Here is a 20,534-nt window from a genome sequence, read left to right as displayed (position 1 = left end):
ACGTATACATTATGGCTGTTTTACTTTAAACAGCCGTAAGCGATTCGCATTGGATACTACCGTTATTGAAGACAATGCCATTGCCGCTCCGGCAAATACGGGGCTTAACAAAAAACCAAATGTTGGGTATAGCACTCCAGCTGCAATAGGAATACCTATTATATTGTATACAAATGCACCAAATAGATTTTGTTTCATATTTTTAAGGGTTGCTTTAGAGAGTTCAATGGCATTATTGATAGCCAGAGGTGATGAGTTTAGTAGTGTCATTTGTGCGCTTTCAATCGCAACATCAGAGCCACTTCCCATCGCAATACCTATATCTGCCTGTGCTAATGCGGGAGCATCATTGATTCCATCGCCAACCATAGCGACTTTCCTACCACTCTCTTGTAGTTTTGTTATATGTAGGGCTTTTTCATCGGGAAGAACTTCAGCTATTGTGGTGGTGATTCCCAATTCAGTGGCTATATGCTCAGCAACAGTCTGGTTATCTCCAGATAGCAATACGACATCGAGACCATTTTTCTTTAGCTGACTTACCGCTTGTTTGGCGTCCTCTTTGAGTGGATCTGAAATGGCGATAATACCGGCGGCTATACCATTAATGCTAACGACAACCGGTGTCCATGCCTTGTCGATATAGCTGTTGATGGCCTGTTTATCTAGCACAATAGATTGCGCTTGTAGGTAGTTTACTGATCCTATAATGACCTGTTCGTTATTTACCGTGCCATTAATCCCTTTTCCACCAAGTGAGACGATCTCAGATGCCTCAACTAACGATGTATTATGTTGTTTAGCATAGTCACAGATAGCGGCAGCTAAAGGGTGTTGAGAGTGAGTTTCTAACGCATAAACCATGGTTAGGAACTGATTTAAACTGGCGTTATTTAGTAGAGTAACGTCCTGTACGGTGGGTTTTCCTACCGTTAGGGTGCCGGTTTTATCGAAGACAACGGTATCGATTTGACTCGCACTTTGTAGCACCTGAGCATCTTTAATCAGTATTCCTAGTTCCGCCGCTTTACCGACTCCAACAGTAATGGATAGTGGCGTAGCTAAACCTAATGCACAGGGGCAAGCTATAATGAGAACGGTTGTAGACACTACCAGCATATAGCTCGCCTGTGGCTCGGGACCAAATTGCCACCACACCACCGCAGATATTGCGGCAATGGCAACCACAATTGGTACAAATACAGCAGAAATTGAGTCAGCAAGCTTGGCGATTGGTGGTTTACTACTTTGAGCTTCTCTCACCATTTTAATGATACGCGCCAGCATGGTTTTACTACCCACACCTGTTGCTTCAATAACCAGGCTGCCATCATTATTTAGCGTACCAGCAGATACTTTATCACCAATTTGTTTGTATTTTGCTATCGGCTCACCAGTTAGCATTGCTTCGTCGATGTAGCTTTCACCTTGGATCACAATGCCGTCTACCGGTACTTTTTCTCCTGGTTTTATTCGGATTTGCATACCAAGTTGAATGTCTGCAATGGGCAGTTTTTGGTCGCCAGTTTCGAGTTTTACCGTTGCAAACTTGGCTTGTAAGCCGACAAGTGCTTGCAGTGATTGGGTGGTACGATATTTTGCTTTTGCTTCAATATAGTGACCTAAAGAGATCAATCCAATGATCATGGCGCTGGCTTCGAAGTAAACATGACGAGATGCGCTAGGGAACCAGCTAGGCTGTACAACAACGAGCATTGAATAGAGCCATGCGGAGCCTGTACCTAATGCGACTAAGGTGTCCATAGTCGCTCTTCGATGAACTAGAGATTGCCACGCGTTAATGAAAAAGCTGCGTCCGGCAGTTAATAGCAGTAATAGACAGATGGCACCTATAATGCCCCAAGTGAATTGATCTGTACTGCTTCTGATCATCATGTTTCCCCCCATAACACCCCAGAGCATTAAAGGGGCACCGATAGAGAGGGCACTAATAGCACTTCGCTTAAACTGCTGTTGCGCTCTGATATTTGCCGTTTGTAGTTGGCTCTGCTGTTGAGACTCATCTTCAATAATGGAGGCTTGGTATCCAGCACTGCTTATGGAGTTTATTAACTTATCTCGAACTTCAGCAGTATCTGACAGCAATGATATGGATGCAGTTTGTTCGGCTAAATTTATTTGTGCGTGGGTAACTTCTTCCACGCGTAAGCAGGCTTTTTCTACCGATGAAACACAGCTTGCACAGGTCATTCCTTGCAATATTAGTGATATTTTACTTTTACTTTGTTGTTGTGCGGCTTGTTGTTGTAAGGTAACTTGCTCAGCTTGCTCAGCTTGCTCAGCTTGCTCAGCTTGCTCAGCTTGCTCAGCTTGCTCAGCTTGCTCAGCTTGCTCAGCTTGCTCAGCTTGCTCAGCTTGCTCAGCTTGCTCAGTGGATTGGGTGACGAATTCAGCTTCAGCAATATTATCTTGTTTGCTCTCGGCGCTAAAACCCGTATCGAAAACTATGTCAATAATGTCTGCTTGGGATAACGTTGTGACTAAAGTGAGCTCAGTTTTAGTTACGTCAAATGTGGCTATTTGTTGATGCTCGGCTAAGCGCAGGCTTAGCTTATTAACACATTTACCGCATTTTAAACCGCTAAGTGCTAATGTAACTTGGTTTCCAGCTTGATAATTGAGAGATTCAATCTGCTGTATCACGTCATTTAAACTGAGAGTGGTTTCTAATACCAAAGAGTGCTTGGATAGGGACATAATCGTGTTTTCCGTTGTATCGGAAAATAACTCGGTGACTTTTTTGATGCATTTGCCGCACCCTAGTCCTCTCAACGGAATGGTAAACTGATTCATCAAATAATGCCCTTTTATTCACTAGTGACGTCAAGATAAACCTTGCCTATAGGGTAAGGTCAAGAGTTACCAAGAAATGATTCCGTTAAATCCCAATTGAGATATAGAGGTACACAGTGCTAAAATACCGCCACTTTTGTCTTTGTCTTGCAGCAAACGGCTGCATTTTATAACCCTAAGGTAATTACATGACGGTAAAAACTCGTTTTGCCCCAAGCCCAACAGGCTATCTTCACGTCGGTGGTGCTCGTACTGCTCTTTATTCATGGCTTTATGCAAAAAATCAAGGCGGTGAATTTGTTTTACGTATTGAAGATACTGACCTTGAACGTAATTCCCAACAAGCCGTTGATGCAATTTTAGAAGGTATGCAGTGGATGGGACTAGAGTGGGACGAAGGGCCGTTCTACCAGTCAAAACGTTTTGATCGTTATAACGAAATGGTCGACAAGCTGCTAGCGGATGATAAAGCATATAAGTGCTATGCACCTAAAGAGCTGCTAGATGAGATTCGTGAAGAGCAAGAAGCCAATAAAGAGATGCCTCGTTATGATGCGAGTCATGCAAAGATTATTGCTGCTAACGCTAATGCTAAAGAGGGGGATCCTTGTGTTATTCGTTTCCGTAACCCTAAAGAAGGCAGCGTCGTATTTGATGATCAAATTCGTGGTCGTATCGAAATTGCAAATGACCAACTTGATGACTTAATTATTCGTCGTACTGATGGCGCACCAACATACAACTTTGTGGTAGTGGTTGATGATTGGGATATGGGTATTACTCATGTTGTTCGTGGTGAAGATCATATCAACAATACCCCTCGCCAAATTAATATCTATCAAGCACTAGGAGCTCCAGTACCAACATTTGCTCACTGTGCAATGATATTGGGTGATGATGGCGCTAAATTGTCTAAACGTCATGGTGCGGTATCGGTTATGCAGTATCGAGATGAAGGCTACTTACCAAATGCGCTAAATAACTACTTGGTACGTTTAGGCTGGTCTCATGGCGATCAAGAAATCTTTTCACAGCAAGAAATGATTGAACTATTTAGTTTGGGCGCTATTAGTAAGTCGGCGTCGGCATTTAATACTGATAAGCTTTTATGGTTGAACAACCATTATATTAAGACATCAGAGCCAAGCTACGTTGCGACTCATCTTCAGTGGCATCTTGATCAGCAAGAGATAAATATTGAGAATGGACCAGACATTACAGATGTTATCCAACTGGTTGGTGAGCGCTGTAATACCTTGGTTGAGTTGGCTCAACAGTCAGGTTATTTCTACAATGACTTTAGTGAGTTCGACCAAGCGGCAGCGAAGAAGCATTTACGTGGCGTTGCAAAAGAGCCGTTGATGCTGGCGTTAAGCAAGGTTGAAGCGATCAGTGATTGGAGCACAGAGAATTTGCACAATATGATTGCTCAAGTTTGTGAAGAGCTTGAAATCGGTATGGGTAAAATCGGAATGCCGCTTCGTGTTGCGGTGACTGGTGGTGGACAATCTCCATCGGTTGATGCGGTTATGCAGTTGATCGGTAAAGAGCGTGTTATTAGCCGTATTCAAATGGCGTTAGAGTATATTGCTAAACGTGAGGCGAATGCTCAGTAAGAAAAAGTACTGATGATTTAAAGTGAATCGGTCTGTTTGAAAGCAGACCGATTTTTTTGTGCCATTATCTTTGATTACTTTAAATCAATACTGTTTAAGCGTCCCATAAACATCAATATATCGATAACATCTTTATGCGCTTCGAGAAGTGCTCGTTTCGCGATGGAGTAAGCGGCCAGTTTTCCATGTTTATCAATAGAGCAAACTTTGCTGCGATACTTAAACTCACCATTTCCTAAATACTCACGCCATTTGGCAATATAATAGCCTTCACTTGTTGCGGGATCTCTAGACTTATAAACTATTTTAGGCTCTAAATCATGGGGCAGTCGGGTCATCAGAAAAGGGTCTTTTAGAAGTCGGTTCCAATGTTTTCCCCACATCTCTTTGCCCAGATCGTTTCTCTGTTCGATGGCTTTCTTTAGTGCTTTCTCTTCACCCAAGCGAATAAACCCCACCGAGCGGTGCAGTATCTTATCTTCTGGGGTATGAATATGGATCTTAAATGCAGTTTTACCTTTGGAGATAAACCGATGACCCGTATTTGTCGTTAGGTTGCTTTTACTCATTACTCAGCTATCTAAATGACATATTTATTAATATAAAGAGTAAGCCATTCTGAACTAAATTTGAAGCTGACAACGAAAAATTATCAACAGAGCCTGTTTGAAGTAGAGGAAACAACCAATAGTAACAACGAGTAACGCTAAAGACAGTCAGTGAGATTGGTAAAAGAAAAGAAGAGTGGCGTCCCCTACAGGATTCGAACCTGTGACCTACTCCTTAGGAGGGAGTCGCGCTATCCAGCTGTGCCAAGGGGACGTAACTTGCTGGTGATTATATCGGGATTCGCTCTGAAATTTAACGATTTTTTCTGATTGAATAGAACAACTGATTGAATATCCGTCAATTTACATAGCTTTTGTTGAAAAGTGTTAACGAGAAAGCTGTAAAAAATAATATTTGTTACATTTCACTCTGTTGATAACGTACACTTAACATATAATAACATGTGCCGATAAGTTTTAACTATTTTCTATAGGACTTCATATGCAGTTAAACGTCAGAATAAAATTGATGTTGGTTGTCTTGCCGATTCTAGCCACATTGTGCTACTTCGCCAGCATGCAAGTATATACCAATAACCACGCTAAAACGTCAGCCAGCACCATATACTCCTTTGTCGAATTATCAGCATTTAATAGCCGTCTGGTTCATGAATTGCAGAAAGAGAGAGGAATGTCGGCAGGCTACCTTGGCTCAAAAGGGAAGAGTTTCTCAAGCAAACTGCCATTGCAGCGCAAAGAGACAGATAAACGTTTAGCGGATCTTAAAAACTATCTTGAGCAACATAGCAGTGGTTTAAAAAGTTACGGTGAATTGTGGCAAGTGGTACAAGCTGCAAATACTATGATTAACCAGATTGAATCAATGCGAAGTGGTATTACCGCTTTAAATACGCCTATAGGTGAAGCATTAAAATACTATACGACCTTGAACGGTAAACTGCTTTCTATTCCCGGACTCGCCGTTTCTATATCTGAGGTAGCAGAAATCAGTCGTGCGCTGGCTGCCTATTATGAATTTCTCCAAGGTAAAGAGCGTGCAGGCATTGAAAGAGCGGTTCTAAGTAATTCATTTGGTCAGGGTAAGTTTGGCCCGGGCATGTTTCGCAAGTTTGTTACTTTAGTGAGTGAGCAAAACACTTATTTCTCTTCGTTTCTTATTTATGCATCAGCAGAACAGGCTATCTCTTACAAAAAAACCTTAAGCAATGAGGCAGTGAAACAGGTTGAAAGTTATCGTAGTAAAGCGTTTGCGGATGACATGAATCAGAATGCTGAAGAGTGGTTTGCTCAATCAACTAAACGGATCAATTTACTTAAGCAGGAAGAAGAGATGTTGACGGAGGAGATACTATCGCTTTCTAGTGATACCGTTACCTCTAGTCAAAACAGTTTCTGGTTATATTTGATAGTTTCAAGTGTCATTCTTCTCAGTTCTTGTTATTTCAGTTTCATGTTATTGAGAAGCTTTACTCAGCAAATAAATGCGCTTAAAGAGACAATGAAAAAGGCCGCTGATAAAGACTTAGCAACACGTTGTAGTGCGGTTAGTCATGATGAGTTGGGCATGATAGCGAATAACTTAAATAGAATGTTAGATTCGATTACCGAAACCGTGCACATTATTGCCGATTCAAGTGAACAGTTGGCGACAGCCTCGGAGGAGTCGACGGTTACGGTGAAAGAAAACGCTAACCTGTTGAAGAAAGAGCAAGTTCAGGTGCTTAATGTTGTTGATTCGATGGAGCAGATGAGCACATCCATACGAGAAGTCGCCGCCAACATTAAATTGACCTCTGACGAGGCCAACTCTGCTAATGAGCTTATTACTGAGAGTAGTAAGATTGTTGATGAATCTACTCAGTCTATTAATGATGTTTCGGTTCGAATAGATTCTGTCTCTGAAACCATTTCAGAGCTGCATGAAAGTAGCGGAAGTATCTCTAGCGTTGTTGATGTTATCCAAGGTATCGCGGAACAGACCAACTTGTTGGCGCTTAATGCGGCTATTGAAGCGGCAAGAGCAGGGGAGCAAGGGCGCGGTTTTGCCGTCGTGGCTGATGAAGTTAGATCGTTAGCTCAGCGCACACAGGAATCGACATTAGAGATCGAAGGTATGGTGAAAAAACTGCAACAGTACAGTGATAGTGCCTTTGAACAAGTTCAAGGCGCTAAGCAGTTAGCGACATCAAGTGTTGAAAAATCTGCCGATGTTAAGTCAACATTGGAAACGGTGGTTGAATCCATTGATCATATTCGCGAAATGGCGGTTCAAATTTCCACCGCGGCTGAAGAGCAAGTGGTTGTAAGTAGTGAAATCTCGGTTAGTGCTCAGGATATTAGTAATAGCGTGCAAGTAACGGCGGAGAGTGGTGAACAGATTGCACTAGCAGCTCAAGAACAGACGGGCTTAGCTGATAAACTGCAAGATCTAGCAGGGAAATTTAAACTTGCTTAAACTATCCTCAGAAGGGGTTAGTAAGTAGTGGCTCACTTTGCATCGTGCTTTGGAAACTGACATATCCAGACTAATATGAGCAGTGCAATAGCTTAAGTATTTAAAAGGTCTATCAACCGTTTGATTGATAGACCTTTTCTGTATAGCGGCATTTATTGCTTACGGGAAGTTATTGGATCTCTTTGTGCATTACATCACCTAATTGAATGCTTTGAGCCAATTGCGGCTGGTCGATTACCAGTTCAGACTCTTGATCATAGGTTCTTGTTACCGTTAAGGTGATTTCACTTTGAGACACACGGTTTCTTGGAATACCTGCTTGGTCAATAAATGATCCTGTATGCCAAAGCTGTAGCTTATCACCCACTTCAACGCCATGAACTCTACCTGAGTCCATAGTGACGATATTGTCGCGAAGGGCAACGACTTGAGGAAGGGTAATTTTACATGACAGCTCAGCTTCTAAATCCAACATGATATTGCGGCTTACACGCAGCATCATTTGACCATATGTTGAGGCCCAAAAACGAGCGCTTCGTGTATCCACTTGGCTAGATTTAGGGAATGGCCACGTCGCTACTTCTCGATAAGATTTGTTGTACACCTCTTGGCCTGTTTTACCATCATAAATCTGCATCTCTAAAGCAAACTGACGATTAATAGTGTCATCTTTAAGCAGGTTTTGCTTTACTGTTGCACTAAGGTCAGTAATTGCCCCTCCGATAATGTATTGAGCGTTTGTATCTTGTGCGATCATCTTAAGCACCGAAGGATTACTTTTATCGATCTCATAATCGGTTGTCCCCACAGAGACAAAGCTAACGGACTCTTGTTTTAGTCGTCTATTTACAATATGGCTAAAATCATCACCAATATTATATATCTGTCCCATGACGGCTTGCTGAGGAGAGGCCAAATCGATATTACTAACTAAAAATGTCTTTTTATATTGGTTAACATGGCAACCTGTTGCCGAAGGATAAATATCCATCTGGACACGAAGCGTCATTTTTCCATCGTCCGCATTGGATTCTACTACTCGAATATAGCGAACTTCATGGTTAGTGAACTGATATTCACTGCTGCTCTCTTCAAGAAATGGTCGCAAAGCGCTTAGCGAGCCAATATCGGCTCCGGAAAACCTCATCCCTTGGTAAAGAGCATCTTCTAGAGCATTGATCCTTGCCGTTTCCTTCGATGAGACATAGTCGGCCGTTCCGCTTGCTTCATACCATTCCGAATGAGCTAACGTGCTGAAAATGGTCGTAAATAATGCCATGCTTGCGCTGATTATCTGTTTTTTCATTTAATTTTCCCAATTGGGTATGGTTTTTGCTTGTAATCTTGGTAACTGATTTAGATGTCACTTTCTGATAATTGCTAAGTTAGAGAAAGCAAAGATTGTTCCATAACTGTTAAAGAGAGATAACTAAGTTATGAAATCAATTCTCTTGTATGTGGCATCAAGTATATCTGGAGATCAAGAAAATGAAAAAATGGTTTATTGTAGCAGTGACGATGCTGATAGCATCCTGCTCATATTCGCCCATTTATAACGGCAAGGAACCCTATTCCGGTAGTCGGTTTATGCTGATGGAAAATCCTCGTCATACAATGGATTACTTTGTTGAGAGTTTAACTGAAGACCTGGTTGAGACGAATACCAGTATTTCAGCAAGAACGCCGATAGCGGTAACCTCCTTTGTGGACTTGCAGAATATGGATACCACGAGTTGGCTAGGTAATTCGGTATCTGAGGCATTTATTTTTCAGCTGCAACAACGCGGTTTTAAAGTGGTTGATTTTAAAACTACGGGCTCTATTCGTGTGACACAACAAGGTGATTTCGCGTTAAGCAGAGACTGGCAAGATTTAGCTCAAGAGCAGCAGGTGACGTATGTCCTTACTGGCACAATGCTGAGACAAGAAGGCGGTGTAATCGTAAATGCCCGCGTGGTAGCGATGCGTAGCCGAGTTGTCGTGGCAACAGCACAAGGTTTCTTACCAGCCGACAGAATTGGGCGAGACTTGGATACGCTGAATACAATCCGTACAGAAGATGGTTTGATTATTCGTTCAGATCCAACTCGTAGTTCCAAGAATACTATTATTTTACGTCCGTAGGAGTGGCTATGAAAAAGTTACTAGTTATTGCTTTTATATTTGTTGCTGCGGGATGTCAGCCATTACAGAACATGGATTCCGCCAGCATATTGACGGCAGTGGGTTACGCCAGTGTCAGTGAACAAAAGGGCCGCACAGACGAAGAGAAACGCGTCAGAGCGATGCGAGCGTCGAAAATGGACGCTTATCGCGAACTTGCCGAGCAGATTTATGGTATGCGAGTCAGTGGACGGGCAAACTTACAAGATCAACGTCTAGGTGTAGAGACAACATCAGCATCAGTGGACGGTGTTATTCGAGGTGCGGAAGTTGTGAGAAGTTATCCTGTTGGTGATAGCTATGTGACTGAACTGGAACTGGATATCGATAAAATGAATCGATTACGAGATTACGGTGAAGTGCAGCAAGTGCCATCAAAGAGACAACAGACACTATTCTAATCAGTTACATTCTCCAGATATAAAAAAACGGCAATCATTGCCGTTTTTTTATATGAATAATTTACCAACGCTATGCTTTTATATCAGTTCCCAAGGTGGATACCGTGCTGGTGCGTCCCCCGGAGGTATAAGTCATGCCTATTTTGCCGCGACTCTGTTGCATTAGATTACTTAGCTTGTTGTAGCTTAGTTGAGCTCTTTGCAGCGCTTCTCCGTTTACTTCATTGCTCTGTTTGCAATCATGAACAATAGAACGGATTTGGTTTACTTTATCTTTATAGCTGTCATCTTCCGTGATCAACGCAACATCATCATGGCTAGCAATACGCTGATCGGTCTGCTGAAGCTGAGAAATAAGAACCAGTTTCTCTTTAGCTAATGTCTCTATATCATTAGAAACACGCGAGGTAATAGCTACTTTCTCACTTTCAAGTAAAGAGGAAAGTGCTTGAGCGTTCTGCAATTGGTAGTCGAGTAAATCAGCCAGTTTTGCCATGGTAACGTTATACTGTAGAGCTGATTACAGCCCACCTAACTCTTTTTCAAACTTCATCATATTATCTGCCAGCTTGTCCGGATCAACTTGGTAAGAACCATTAGCAATGGCCTCTTTAATCGCTGCGACTTTTGCACTGTCAAAACTAGGCTGTGCGGCCATATTCTGCTGAAGCTTACCCATAGCTTTACCTTGCTGGCTTAGTGACACTGAATCTGAATTACTTTTAGATTCAGCTACAGAACCTGAGCGTGACGCTCCGGATTCTGGACGAGACGGACTACGACTGGTGTTCATAGTTTGTCCGGTGCGAATATTGTCAATGCCTGCCATATAAAAAGCCTTTTCGCTTAAATGTGTGAATTCTGTATACAGAGTATCGACCAAAATTGCCTAAGCTTTAGACTTTTTTATCGATATATCTAGTTTGCGGGAAAAAAAATCAAAAATATACTGTAATTTCAGCTATTCCCGTCACAACTCCCTCTATTATACGTTTAGATTTGTCATTTTTCACTCGGATTTGTTCACCAGTTGAACCATCACTGAGTGCCGTTCCTTTGGTTGTAATGATCATTTCGCCTTTCACGGCTTTAATGATGACCTTTTCGTTGCGGCATACTACACAAATATCATTGCGCTCGAGTACTTCTCCTTGGCGAATATTTTTCTTTAGCTTTGCACCTATCGCTTGTTGTATATCAGTAAACCCTTGTCTACGATAGGCATTTAATTCTATCATTGTTAGAGATAAGTCAGATGAAGAGATAAGTTCGCCTCTTGCAAGGGAGCGATTGGCAGTAACTAAAGGCAATGATAACGACGTTTTTACTGGTACATAAACTCGCCAACCTCCATTTTTGCACTCTACAAGTACGGTAATCCGGCTAGTTGTGCTACTTTTTGTTGATGAGGATGCAGCTAAAGGTTGATCACAATCTGATGCTTTAATACGAGAATCGAGCTTTGCAGCGCGTACTACCAATTCACCATTTTCAGGAACGTCTATAATGCTAGTAGCATGATGTTCAGCCGCGGCTTGAATGGCTAAAATTTGTTCAGGTGTTGCAGCAAAACACGATAAACTAAAGAAAAATGCGAAAAAGCCGATAGATTTATCAAGAAATTTGTATAAAGCTTTACACTTAGAGATAGAATACATTATGGATACACCTAACTGTACGAGGGCTAATTTGTGTGCTTTCTTTATAGTAGCGTATACAGTTTAACATTTTTTAATCAGAAGTTTGAGATGGAGTTGAGTTTATGACCGGTATCATGGATTCTGTGAATCAACGAACGCAGTTAGTAGGTCAGAATAGACTAGAACTGTTGATGTTTCGTTTAATGGGACGTCAGCGTTACGGAATTAACGTATTTAAAGTAAAAGAAGTACTTCAGTGCCCTAAGTTAACATCTATGCCCAATCTCAACCCTAATGTTATTGGGGTGGCTCATATTCGAGGGCATACCATATCGGTTATTGATTTAAGTTTAGCGATTGGTGGACGACCAACTCAAGACCCACATGACTGTTTCGTTATCATTTCTGAGTTTAACCGTACGGTACAAGGGTTTTTAGTTACTTCGGTAGAGCGCATCATCAATATGCATTGGGAAGCCATTCTTCCGCCACCGGAAGGTGCAGGAAAGGGCAACTACCTAACTGCTGTAACAAATATTGATAACGAGCTGGTAGAGATCATTGATGTTGAGAAAATCTTAGCGGAAATCTCGCCGGTTGAAGAAGCGATGGATGCCAACTTAGCAGAAGAGATTGCACAAGTAGAAAAAGAAGCGGATAAAGAGATTGTGCGTCGTATTCTTATTGCAGATGACTCAACTGTGGCAAGAAAACAGGTTCAGCGCGCAGTAGAATCCATCGGTTTTGAAGCTATTTTGGTAAAAGACGGCAAAGAAGCCTATGATAAATTAATTGAAATGGCATCTGAAGGCAGTATCTACGAACAGATCTCTTTGGTTATCTCAGATATAGAGATGCCGGAAATGGATGGCTATACTTTAACGGCAGAGCTTCGCCGTCATCCAGAATTTAAAGATCTACATATTATTTTACATACGTCTTTAAGTGGTGTATTTAACCAAGCAATGGTTGAGCGTGTAGGTGCTAATGAATTTATTGCCAAGTTTAATCCTGATGAGTTAGGCGCAGCGGTAAAAGCAGCAGTCAGCAAATAAAAAGAGAAGTAAATGACAGCAATTTCGATAAGCGATCAAGAATACCGAGACTTTAGCCGGTTTTTGGAATCACAATGTGGCATCGTCTTGGGTGATAGCAAGCAGTATTTGGTGCGCAGTAGATTAAGTCCGCTTGTAACCAAGTTTAACCTTGCATCCTTGTCTGATTTACTCCGTAATGTTGTAACTGGTCGTAATCGTGAACTAAGAATTGCCGCGGTTGATGCGATGACCACCAATGAAACATTATGGTTTAGGGATAGTTACCCATTTAGCGTTTTGTCCGATAAGTTGCTACCTGAAGTCGCTGAGAAAAAGCGACCAATTAAGATCTGGTCTGCGGCAAGTTCTTCGGGACAAGAACCATACTCAATGGCGATGACGGTCCTTGAGACGCAATCAAAACGACCTGGTATGTTGCCAAGTGTTTCGATTACGGCAACGGATATCTCAGCAAGTATGTTGGATATGTGCCGTGCCGGAGTTTATGACAATCTAGCATTAGGCAGAGGTTTATCGCCAGAGAGGCGACGGACTTTTTTTGAAGACGCTGATGATGGTCGCATGAAGATTAAAGATAACGTGAAACGTTTGGTTAATTTTAGACCTCAGAACTTGATGGAAAGTTATGCTCTGCTTGGTAAGTTCGATATTGTTTTTTGTCGTAATGTGCTGATCTACTTTTCACCGGACATGAAATCGCAAGTGCTTAACTCTATTGCTAACTCACTAAATCCCGGTGGCTATTTGTTATTGGGTGCATCGGAGTCATTGACAGGATTAACGGATCGATTTGATATGGTACGTTGTAATCCAGGTATTATTTATAAACTTAAATAATGGCTTAGTTGGACTTTGGGCTTAATAGGTCTTAATCATATATTAAACGGCTCCTTTACTATAATGGGGCCGTTTTTCTTTTCTTGTTGTTTCTCACTATACTAATCTTGAAAGGGAATGCCATTCCTTCAATTATCTTTCTTGAGCTGAATTTGTTGATGTTGCTCTGAATCTTGCATCTTGAGGTCACATGAGTATATAACTCGCTGTAATCCCTTTTTATCACTATTCTTACTGTGACATTTTAAATTTATTGGCTCTTGGCCCGATTTGTGCAATCTCAATGAGTCATTGTGAAAACGAACGATAATTGAATCGAAATAGCATAAAAAAGCAATTTTTAAACTTTTGGCATGAAGATTGCTTTTATTTACTTAGTAAGTCATTTTTTGATGGTAGAGGCATAATATGGCCATTTCTTTTAACAACGCTTTAGGTATACATCAACACTCAGTTGGTGTGCGTGAACGCAATGCAGAAGTTATCTCTACTAACATTGCGCAAGCGAATACACCTGGGTTTAAGTCAAAAGGTATGGACTTCCAAAGAGCGCTAGCGACGGCAACGTCAGAGGCAAACTTTGGTCTAAGCCGAACAAATGAACGGCATATTGCTGCCACTACCAATGTGACTGGGGATGTTAAGTATCGCATGCCAACTCAGCCTGATACGGGTGATGGCAACACCGTTGACCTTGATTTGGAGCGTAATTTATTTATGCAAAACCAAATTAGGCATCAAGCATCACTCGACTTCTTAGGAAGTAAATTCAAAAACTTAAGCAAGGCAATTAGAGGGGAGTAATTAGATGAGTTTATTTAATGTGTTTAATGTGACAGGTTCTGCCATGAGTGCTGAGTCTGTTCGTTTAAATACCACCTCAAGTAACCTTGCTAATGCGGACAGTGTTAGTGGTTCTGCGAAAGAAACCTATAAAGCACGACATGCAGTTTTTGGCGCTGAGTTAAGTAAGGCTCGTTATAATCGAGACGATAACGTACCAGTAAAAGTATTAGGTATTGTTGAGAGTGATAAGCCGTTGCAAGCTGAATACAACCCAGACCACCCACTCGCTAACGATGATGGTTTTATTTATAAGCCCAATGTCAATGTGATGGAAGAAATGGCGAACATGATATCGGCCTCTCGTTCATATCAAACGAATGTTCAAGTTGCCGATGCTAGTAAACAAATGCTGCTGCGTACGCTGCAGATGGGTCAATAGGGATAAGGAGATAACGTAATGGCAGTCAACAATGTTGGTCAGAACGGTTTGTCCTACCTTGACCAGCTTAAAAGTCTTCAGGAGCAGAATAAGCCTGCTGAGACAACAGGTAAGCAAGAACTCAAACAAGAGGACTTCTTATCATTGCTCACCAAGCAACTTGCTCAACAAGACCCTTTTAAGCCGGTTGGTAATGACCAGATGATTGCGCAAATGGCTTCATTTGCGACCGTTGATGGTATCACTGAGATGAATGGACAGTTTGAAAGCTTAAACTCATCTATGACCTCTAATCAGGCTTTACAGGCGTCGTCTCTTGTTGGTCGTGATGTATTGGTTCCTGGTGCTGCGGGCATTAAGCCTGAGAATGCGGGAATGGCGGCTATGGTTAAGTTGCCTCAATCGGTAGATAACTTATTCGTCCGTGTTGAAAACGAGTTAGGGCAGTTAGTAAGAACACTTGATGTTGGTGCTAAGTCCGCTGGTGACAACAAGGTTGAATGGGATGGTAAAGATGAAAACGGTAATCCATTGCCTGCCGGCAAGTACAATGTAAAAGCTGCAGGTCTGTTGGATGGACAAAGCACAGAGTTTGAAGTTTCGACTTACGCTAATGTGAATAGTGTCCTTCTTGGCAAAGGTGATGGTAACGTACTGCTCAATCTGGCTGGATTTAATTCGCCAGTTCGACTTGCTGAAGTACTAGAAGTTGGCAAAGCGTAATACGCTGGCTAGATAGGAGAATTTAAAATGTCATATGTAGCTTTAAGCGGTTTATCCGCTGCTCAGTTAGATTTAAACACAACCAGTAATAATATTGCCAATGCAAATACGTACGGATTTAAAGAGTCTCGTGCTGAATTTGGTGATGTGTATTCTAGTTCACTATTTACTAACGCAAAAACAACCCCAGGTGGTGGTGTTCAGCCAAACAAAGTGGCTCAACAATTCCATGAAGGGTCGAGCATATACACAAATAACCCGATGGACTTACGTATCGGTGGTACGGGCTTCTTTGCTGTATCTAAAGACCGTATGACACCGTCTCAAAATGAGCTAACGCGGAATGGTGCATTTCACTTAAACAAAGATAACTATATGGTGACCTCTAACGATGAGTTCCTATTAGGTTATCAGGTGAACCCAGATACCGGTGATGTTCTCTCTTATGAGCCGTCTCCCCTAAATGTTCCTGCCGAGTTTGGTAAACCTAAACAGACAGCCAATGTAGAAGTGGGTGTGAACGTGCCGGCAAATGGTGATTTAAAAGACCCCGCTCTTTTTGATTTTACCGATGACGAAACGTTTAACCGCTCAACTTCGTCTACCATTTATGACTCAATGGGTCAGTCATATAAAATGACAACCTATTATCTAAAAGATATGACTCAGCCAAATACATGGCAAACTTACTATACAGTGAGTGATGAAGCGGGTGAGAAACCGCTCAACATTACTGGTGGTGATGCTACTAATGCGACGGGTCATATTGGTCATACAATGAAGTTCAACAGTGACGGAACCTTAGCCAGCTTGAACAACGGTCAGCCGATTGTGACTGAACAGCTTGGTGCTGGTGCCAACCCTATTGACTTAAATGGCGCGGATCCCACTCAAGTTATTAGCGTTAAGTTAGATGGTGCAACTCAGTTTGCTGCACCGTTTGAACTAACCAAATTTGATGAAGATGGCGCAACAACCGGCTTTTTGACCAAAATAGATTTCGATGAAAATGGTAGCATCCTTGGTACCTATTCAAATGGTGAAAATGTCACGTTAGGTCGTGTAGGTTTGGTTCGTGTTGCCAATGAGCAAGGTTTGGATAAGAAAGGTGGCACCCAATGGGATTCAACTCAGTTCTCAGGAGATAAAATCTGGGGTGAATCAAATAAAGGCTCTTTTGGTACCATTAATAATGGTACGTTGGAACAGTCAAACATTGATATGACCCAAGAGTTGGTTGACCTCATTTCTGCTCAACGTAACTTCCAAGCGAACTCACGTTCACTTGAAGTACATAACCAAAATGCTCAAACCATTTTGCAAATTCGTTAATACAATCATCTGAATAGTTAAGCCACAATATTATTTGTGGCTTACTATTGTTGCCGCCCGATGCGGCAAAGCCGTAATCCATAACCTAGCGGCAATGCTTTCCTTTTTCTATATTCCCCCTCAATCCTTTGTTATAAAAGAACTTTAAAAGTTGGCATGTCTATTGCTTTATTAGCCTTAGATATAAGTACTTTGGAGTTTTACTATGGATCGCGCACTGTTCTTAGCCATGAGTGGCGCTAAGCAAAATATGCAAGAGATGCAATTAAGAGCCAATAACCTTGCTAACGTGAGCACTACAGGTTTTCGTGCCGATCTCGCTCAAGCTCGTTCTATGCAGGCTTATGGCGAAGGCTTGCCGTCTCGCGTATTCGCTATGACAGAACGTCCGGGGCATAGTTTTTCTCAAGGTAGTGTTGTCACCACAGGAAGAGACTTAGACATTACCGTCGAAGGTGATGGCTGGATCTCTGTGATGGATAAAGCGGGACAGGAAGGTTTAACGCGCAATGGTAACTTACACATTGACGAAACTGGCTTGCTTTCGAATGGTTCTGGTCACGTCGTGTTAGGTGAAACTGGCGCACCAATTACCTTACCCATCCCATTAGCAAAAGTAGAGATTGGCCGAGATGGCACAATTTCCGTATTGCCGCAAGGTGCGCCTGCAGAAGCGATGGAAGTGGTAGACAGAATTAAGTTAACACAGACCAATAACAGAGATTTATATAAAGATACTAATGGACTATTTCGCAGTAAGGATCCAAATGGTGTTTATACCGCGGATGCTGACGTGAAGATAATGACTGGCGCTATAGAAGGCAGCAACGTCAATGCCGTTGGTGAAATGACAAGTCTAATCGATTTACAGCGACAGTTTGAAATGCAAGTCAAACTGATGAGCAATGCAGAAGATATGGACAAAGCGTCCGATTCATTGCTGAGAATGAGCTAACAGTTTAACGAGGGTAGAAATTATGCATCCAGCATTATGGGTAAGTAAAACAGGGTTAGATGCTCAACAAACGAACATCGCTACCATTTCCAACAACCTAGCGAACGCCTCAACTGTAGGTTATAAAAAAAGCAGAGCTGTATTTGAAGATCTTTTCTATCAAAATATCAATCAGGCTGGTGGCCAGTCTTCGCAAAATACCGAGCTACCGAGTGGATTGATGTTAGGTGCGGGTTCAAAGGTTGTTGCAACACAAAAAATTCATACCAACGGTAATGCACAAACCACCTCTAATAGTATGGACATGATGATAGAGGGTGATGGCTTTTTCCAAATTTTGATGCCAGACGGCAATATTGGTTATAGCCGTAATGGTCAGTTCACTTTAAATGATGAAGGGGTGATTGTTACCTCTGGTTCTGGTTACGCGTTAGAGCCAGAAATTACCGTTCCTGAGGATGCGATTTCCGTTACCATCGGCACCGATGGTGAAGTCTCTGTCCGTTTAAGAGGTCAACAGGACAACCAAGTGCTGGGACAGATCACGACGGTAGATTTTGTTAACCCAGGTGGCTTAGAGCCCATTGGACAAAACTTGTACCTGCCAACAGGCGCAAGTGGTGAAGCTCAAGAAGGGACCCCCGGCTTGGAAGGATTAGGTGCTATTCGTCAATCTATGCTTGAGAGCTCAAATGTTAATGTGACGGAAGAACTGGTTAATTTGATTGAAGCACAACGCGTGTATGAGATGAACTCCAAAGTCATCTCTGCGGTAGACAAAATGCAAAGCTTTGTTAACCAACAACTTTAATAAATAGAGTAAATTGATATGAAACGTTATCTAGCCTTACTGATTGTCGTCGCCATGTCAGGATGCTCGTTGTCTCCAGACGATACAGGAACCGATGTTGAGCAGAGTACGACTCTAGTGGATGCTGTTGAAGGTGACAAAGCGGATGAAGAGAGCTCCGGTATTATTGATACATTGCGCGGCAGAAATGATCCGCTGAAAGGTGATCCTGCATGGGCTCCAATCCAACCTAAGAATAAACCTCAGCATTACGCTGCGGCAACGGGTTCGCTATTTAATGATAGTTATGCAAGTAACCTTTACGATGACTCCAAGCCTCACGGTATTGGCGATATTGTGACGGTCATGATGGATGAACAGACAAAAGCGGCAAAAAGTGCCGATGCTGATCTATCCAAGTCGAATGATGCTTCAATGGATCCACTGGCCGTGGGTGGCAAGCCTTTGACCATCAATGATTATGATTTTTCCTATGAACTGAAAAATGACAATAAATTTAAAGGCAACAGCACGGCAAATCAGAGCAATAGCATCAGTGGCTCTATTACCGTGGAAGTTATTGACGTTTTAGCCAATGGTAATTTAGTCATTCGCGGTGAAAAATGGCTTACTCTTAACACTGGTGACGAATATATTCGTCTAAGTGGCACCATTCGCCCGGATGATATTAGTTATGAAAATACAATCGCTTCCACGCGAATTTCCAATGCTCGTATCCAATATTCAGGCACTGGAAACCAACAAGATATGCAAGAACCAGGATTCTTGGCACGATTCTTTAATGTCTCTTTGTGATAGATAATTAAATGTCGATGTTTTGACAATAGGTAAGGTTTTAGCAATGAAGAAATTGGTACTAACAATAGTCAGCCTGATGATGTTAACGACATCGGCTTATGCTGCGAGAATCAAAGACGTAGCGGAAGTTGCAGGCGTTCGTAGTAACCAGCTAATAGGTTATGGGTTAGTAACTGGTTTGCCGGGAACAGGGGAGTCGACCCCTTTTACCGATCAGAGCTTTAACGCCATGTTGCAAAATTTCGGAATTCAATTGCCTCCCGGCACCAAGCCAAAAACCAAAAACGTTGCCGCTGTTGTTGTGACGGCTGAGTTGCCTGCTTTTTCTAAGCAAGGACAACAAGTCGATGTGACCGTCTCCTCTATCGGTTCGGCGAAAAGTCTTCGCGGCGGTACGCTGGTGCAAACCTTCTTAAAAGGTCTTGATGGCGAAGTGTATGCGATTGCTCAAGGAAATTTAGTGGTGAGTGGCTTTAGTGCCACCGGTGCTGATGGTTCCAAAGTGGTGGGTAATAACCCAACGGTTGGACTTATCTCGAGTGGCGCAACTGTTGAACGTGAAATTCCAACGCCTTTTAGCCGTGGTGACTATATAACGTTCAATTTACTGGAGTCTGACTTTACGACAGCGCAAAGATTGGCGGATGCCGTTAATAAGTTTTTAGGGCCACAGATGGCGACAGCGGTGGACTCGACATCGGTGAAAATTCGAGCCCCTAGAGATGTCAGTCAGCGAGTGGCATTTATGTCAGCAATTGAGAATGTTGAGTTTAATCCAGCGGAAGGCTCTGCAAAGATCATTGTTAATTCTCGTACCGGTACCATCGTTGTTGGTCAACATGTGAAGCTAAAACCTGCCGCTGTCACTCACGGTGGTATGACCGTCGCAATCAAAGAAAACCTTCAGGTGAGTCAGCCTAATGCGCTTTCTGGAGGACAGACGGTGGTTGTACCCAATTCCACCATCGAAGTGAACGAAGAACAAGGAAAAATGTTCAAATTTGAACCCGGTTTAACTCTGGATGACCTTGTTCGAGCAGTCAATGAAGTTGGGGCTGCACCGTCTGATTTAATGGCTATTTTGCAAGCGCTAAAACAAGCGGGTGCAATTGAAGGCCAACTGATTATTATCTAAGG

At 42.3% G+C, this 20,534-nt stretch carries 20 protein-coding genes and 1 tRNA gene; 14 read left to right on the top strand and 7 right to left on the bottom strand.

Annotation, left to right across the window (positions count from 1 at the left end):
• Positions 1-9 precede the first annotated feature (9 nt).
• Positions 10-2,814 (bottom strand): heavy metal translocating P-type ATPase, encoded by a 2,805-nt coding sequence (locus CHJ_RS10775; RefSeq protein ID WP_317917663.1) that lies wholly within the window; start codon positions 2,812-2,814, stop codon positions 10-12.
• Between the two features lie 188 nt (positions 2,815-3,002).
• Between CHJ_RS10775 and gltX the strand changes: the two genes are divergently transcribed.
• On the top strand, positions 3,003-4,430 hold the full coding sequence (gltX, locus tag CHJ_RS10770) for a glutamate--tRNA ligase (RefSeq protein WP_317917662.1): 1,428 nt from the start codon (positions 3,003-3,005) through the stop codon (positions 4,428-4,430).
• Between the two features lie 74 nt (positions 4,431-4,504).
• Here gltX and CHJ_RS10765 read toward each other — a convergent pair whose 3' ends face one another.
• Positions 4,505-4,999, bottom strand: coding sequence for a Fe3+-citrate ABC transporter substrate-binding protein (locus CHJ_RS10765; RefSeq protein WP_317917661.1), 495 nt, complete (start codon positions 4,997-4,999; stop codon positions 4,505-4,507).
• Between the two features lie 176 nt (positions 5,000-5,175).
• A tRNA-Arg gene (locus tag CHJ_RS10760) sits at positions 5,176-5,252 on the bottom strand.
• 228 nt (positions 5,253-5,480) lie between these two features.
• Here CHJ_RS10760 and CHJ_RS10755 point away from each other — a divergent pair.
• Positions 5,481-7,454: a methyl-accepting chemotaxis protein gene (locus tag CHJ_RS10755; protein WP_317917660.1), complete on the top strand. Its 1,974-nt coding sequence runs from the start codon at positions 5,481-5,483 to the stop codon at positions 7,452-7,454.
• Positions 7,455-7,623: 169 nt separating this feature from the next.
• On the opposite strand, the gene CHJ_RS10750 is transcribed toward CHJ_RS10755, so the two are convergent.
• On the bottom strand, positions 7,624-8,760 hold the full coding sequence (locus tag CHJ_RS10750) for a flagellar assembly protein FlgT (protein ID WP_317917659.1): 1,137 nt from the start codon (positions 8,758-8,760) through the stop codon (positions 7,624-7,626).
• Between the two features lie 182 nt (positions 8,761-8,942).
• On the opposite strand from CHJ_RS10750, the gene CHJ_RS10745 reads away from it, so the two are divergent.
• Together CHJ_RS10745 and CHJ_RS10740 are read left to right on the top strand one after the other, a co-directional pair.
• Positions 8,943-9,578, top strand: coding sequence for a FlgO family outer membrane protein (locus CHJ_RS10745; RefSeq protein WP_171754674.1), 636 nt, complete (start codon positions 8,943-8,945; stop codon positions 9,576-9,578).
• Between the two features lie 8 nt (positions 9,579-9,586).
• On the top strand, positions 9,587-10,018 hold the full coding sequence (locus CHJ_RS10740) for an LPP20 family lipoprotein (RefSeq protein ID WP_171754675.1): 432 nt from the start codon (positions 9,587-9,589) through the stop codon (positions 10,016-10,018).
• 70 nt (positions 10,019-10,088) lie between these two features.
• On the opposite strand, the gene CHJ_RS10735 is transcribed toward CHJ_RS10740, so the two are convergent.
• The 3 genes from CHJ_RS10735 to flgA all read right to left on the bottom strand — a co-directional run bounded on the left by CHJ_RS10735 (position 10,089) and on the right by flgA (position 11,676).
• Positions 10,089-10,514: a flagella synthesis protein FlgN gene (locus tag CHJ_RS10735; RefSeq protein ID WP_171754676.1), complete on the bottom strand. Its 426-nt coding sequence runs from the start codon at positions 10,512-10,514 to the stop codon at positions 10,089-10,091.
• Between the two features lie 24 nt (positions 10,515-10,538).
• Positions 10,539-10,847 carry a flagellar biosynthesis anti-sigma factor FlgM gene (flgM, locus tag CHJ_RS10730; protein ID WP_171754677.1) on the bottom strand — a complete coding sequence of 103 codons (309 nt, stop codon included), beginning with the start codon at positions 10,845-10,847 and terminating at the stop codon, positions 10,539-10,541.
• A 109-nt stretch (positions 10,848-10,956) separates the two neighbouring features.
• Positions 10,957-11,676 (bottom strand): flagellar basal body P-ring formation chaperone FlgA, encoded by a 720-nt coding sequence (gene flgA, locus CHJ_RS10725; RefSeq protein ID WP_317917658.1) that lies wholly within the window; start codon positions 11,674-11,676, stop codon positions 10,957-10,959.
• 104 nt (positions 11,677-11,780) lie between these two features.
• On the opposite strand from flgA, the gene CHJ_RS10720 reads away from it, so the two are divergent.
• The 10 genes from CHJ_RS10720 to CHJ_RS10675 all read left to right on the top strand — a co-directional run bounded on the left by CHJ_RS10720 (position 11,781) and on the right by CHJ_RS10675 (position 20,532).
• On the top strand, positions 11,781-12,713 hold the full coding sequence (locus CHJ_RS10720) for a chemotaxis protein CheV (protein WP_171754679.1): 933 nt from the start codon (positions 11,781-11,783) through the stop codon (positions 12,711-12,713).
• A gap of 12 nt (positions 12,714-12,725) precedes the next feature.
• Entirely contained in the window at positions 12,726-13,553 is an 828-nt protein-coding gene (locus CHJ_RS10715) for a CheR family methyltransferase (protein ID WP_171754680.1), read from the top strand.
• 408 nt (positions 13,554-13,961) lie between these two features.
• The gene (gene flgB, locus CHJ_RS10710) at positions 13,962-14,357 is read left to right on the top strand and encodes a flagellar basal body rod protein FlgB (protein WP_171754681.1); all 396 of its coding nucleotides are present in this window, start codon (positions 13,962-13,964) and stop codon (positions 14,355-14,357) included.
• Positions 14,358-14,361: 4 nt separating this feature from the next.
• Positions 14,362-14,778 carry a flagellar basal body rod protein FlgC gene (gene flgC / locus CHJ_RS10705; RefSeq protein WP_171754682.1) on the top strand — a complete coding sequence of 139 codons (417 nt, stop codon included), beginning with the start codon at positions 14,362-14,364 and terminating at the stop codon, positions 14,776-14,778.
• Positions 14,779-14,796: 18 nt separating this feature from the next.
• Positions 14,797-15,501 carry a flagellar hook assembly protein FlgD gene (locus CHJ_RS10700; protein ID WP_171754683.1) on the top strand — a complete coding sequence of 235 codons (705 nt, stop codon included), beginning with the start codon at positions 14,797-14,799 and terminating at the stop codon, positions 15,499-15,501.
• 27 nt (positions 15,502-15,528) lie between these two features.
• Positions 15,529-16,833 (top strand): flagellar hook protein FlgE, encoded by a 1,305-nt coding sequence (flgE, locus tag CHJ_RS10695; protein WP_171754684.1) that lies wholly within the window; start codon positions 15,529-15,531, stop codon positions 16,831-16,833.
• 205 nt (positions 16,834-17,038) lie between these two features.
• Positions 17,039-17,788, top strand: coding sequence for a flagellar basal body rod protein FlgF (locus CHJ_RS10690; protein ID WP_317917657.1), 750 nt, complete (start codon positions 17,039-17,041; stop codon positions 17,786-17,788).
• A 22-nt stretch (positions 17,789-17,810) separates the two neighbouring features.
• Positions 17,811-18,599, top strand: a complete 789-nt coding sequence (flgG, locus tag CHJ_RS10685; RefSeq protein WP_171754686.1) for a flagellar basal-body rod protein FlgG — start codon at positions 17,811-17,813, stop codon at positions 18,597-18,599.
• A gap of 18 nt (positions 18,600-18,617) precedes the next feature.
• A complete protein-coding gene (gene flgH, locus CHJ_RS10680; protein WP_317917656.1) occupies positions 18,618-19,394 on the top strand; it encodes a flagellar basal body L-ring protein FlgH in 777 nt (258 codons plus the stop codon).
• A gap of 46 nt (positions 19,395-19,440) precedes the next feature.
• Complete coding sequence (locus CHJ_RS10675; protein WP_171754688.1) at positions 19,441-20,532, top strand: flagellar basal body P-ring protein FlgI; 1,092 nt, start codon at positions 19,441-19,443, stop codon at positions 20,530-20,532.
• Positions 20,533-20,534: the final 2 nt, after the last annotated feature.

This window comes from Vibrio sp. MACH09 (assembly GCF_033238805.1).
Lineage (GTDB): Bacteria > Pseudomonadota > Gammaproteobacteria > Enterobacterales > Vibrionaceae > Vibrio.
This window is presented reverse-complemented; position numbering and strand designations above follow the sequence as displayed.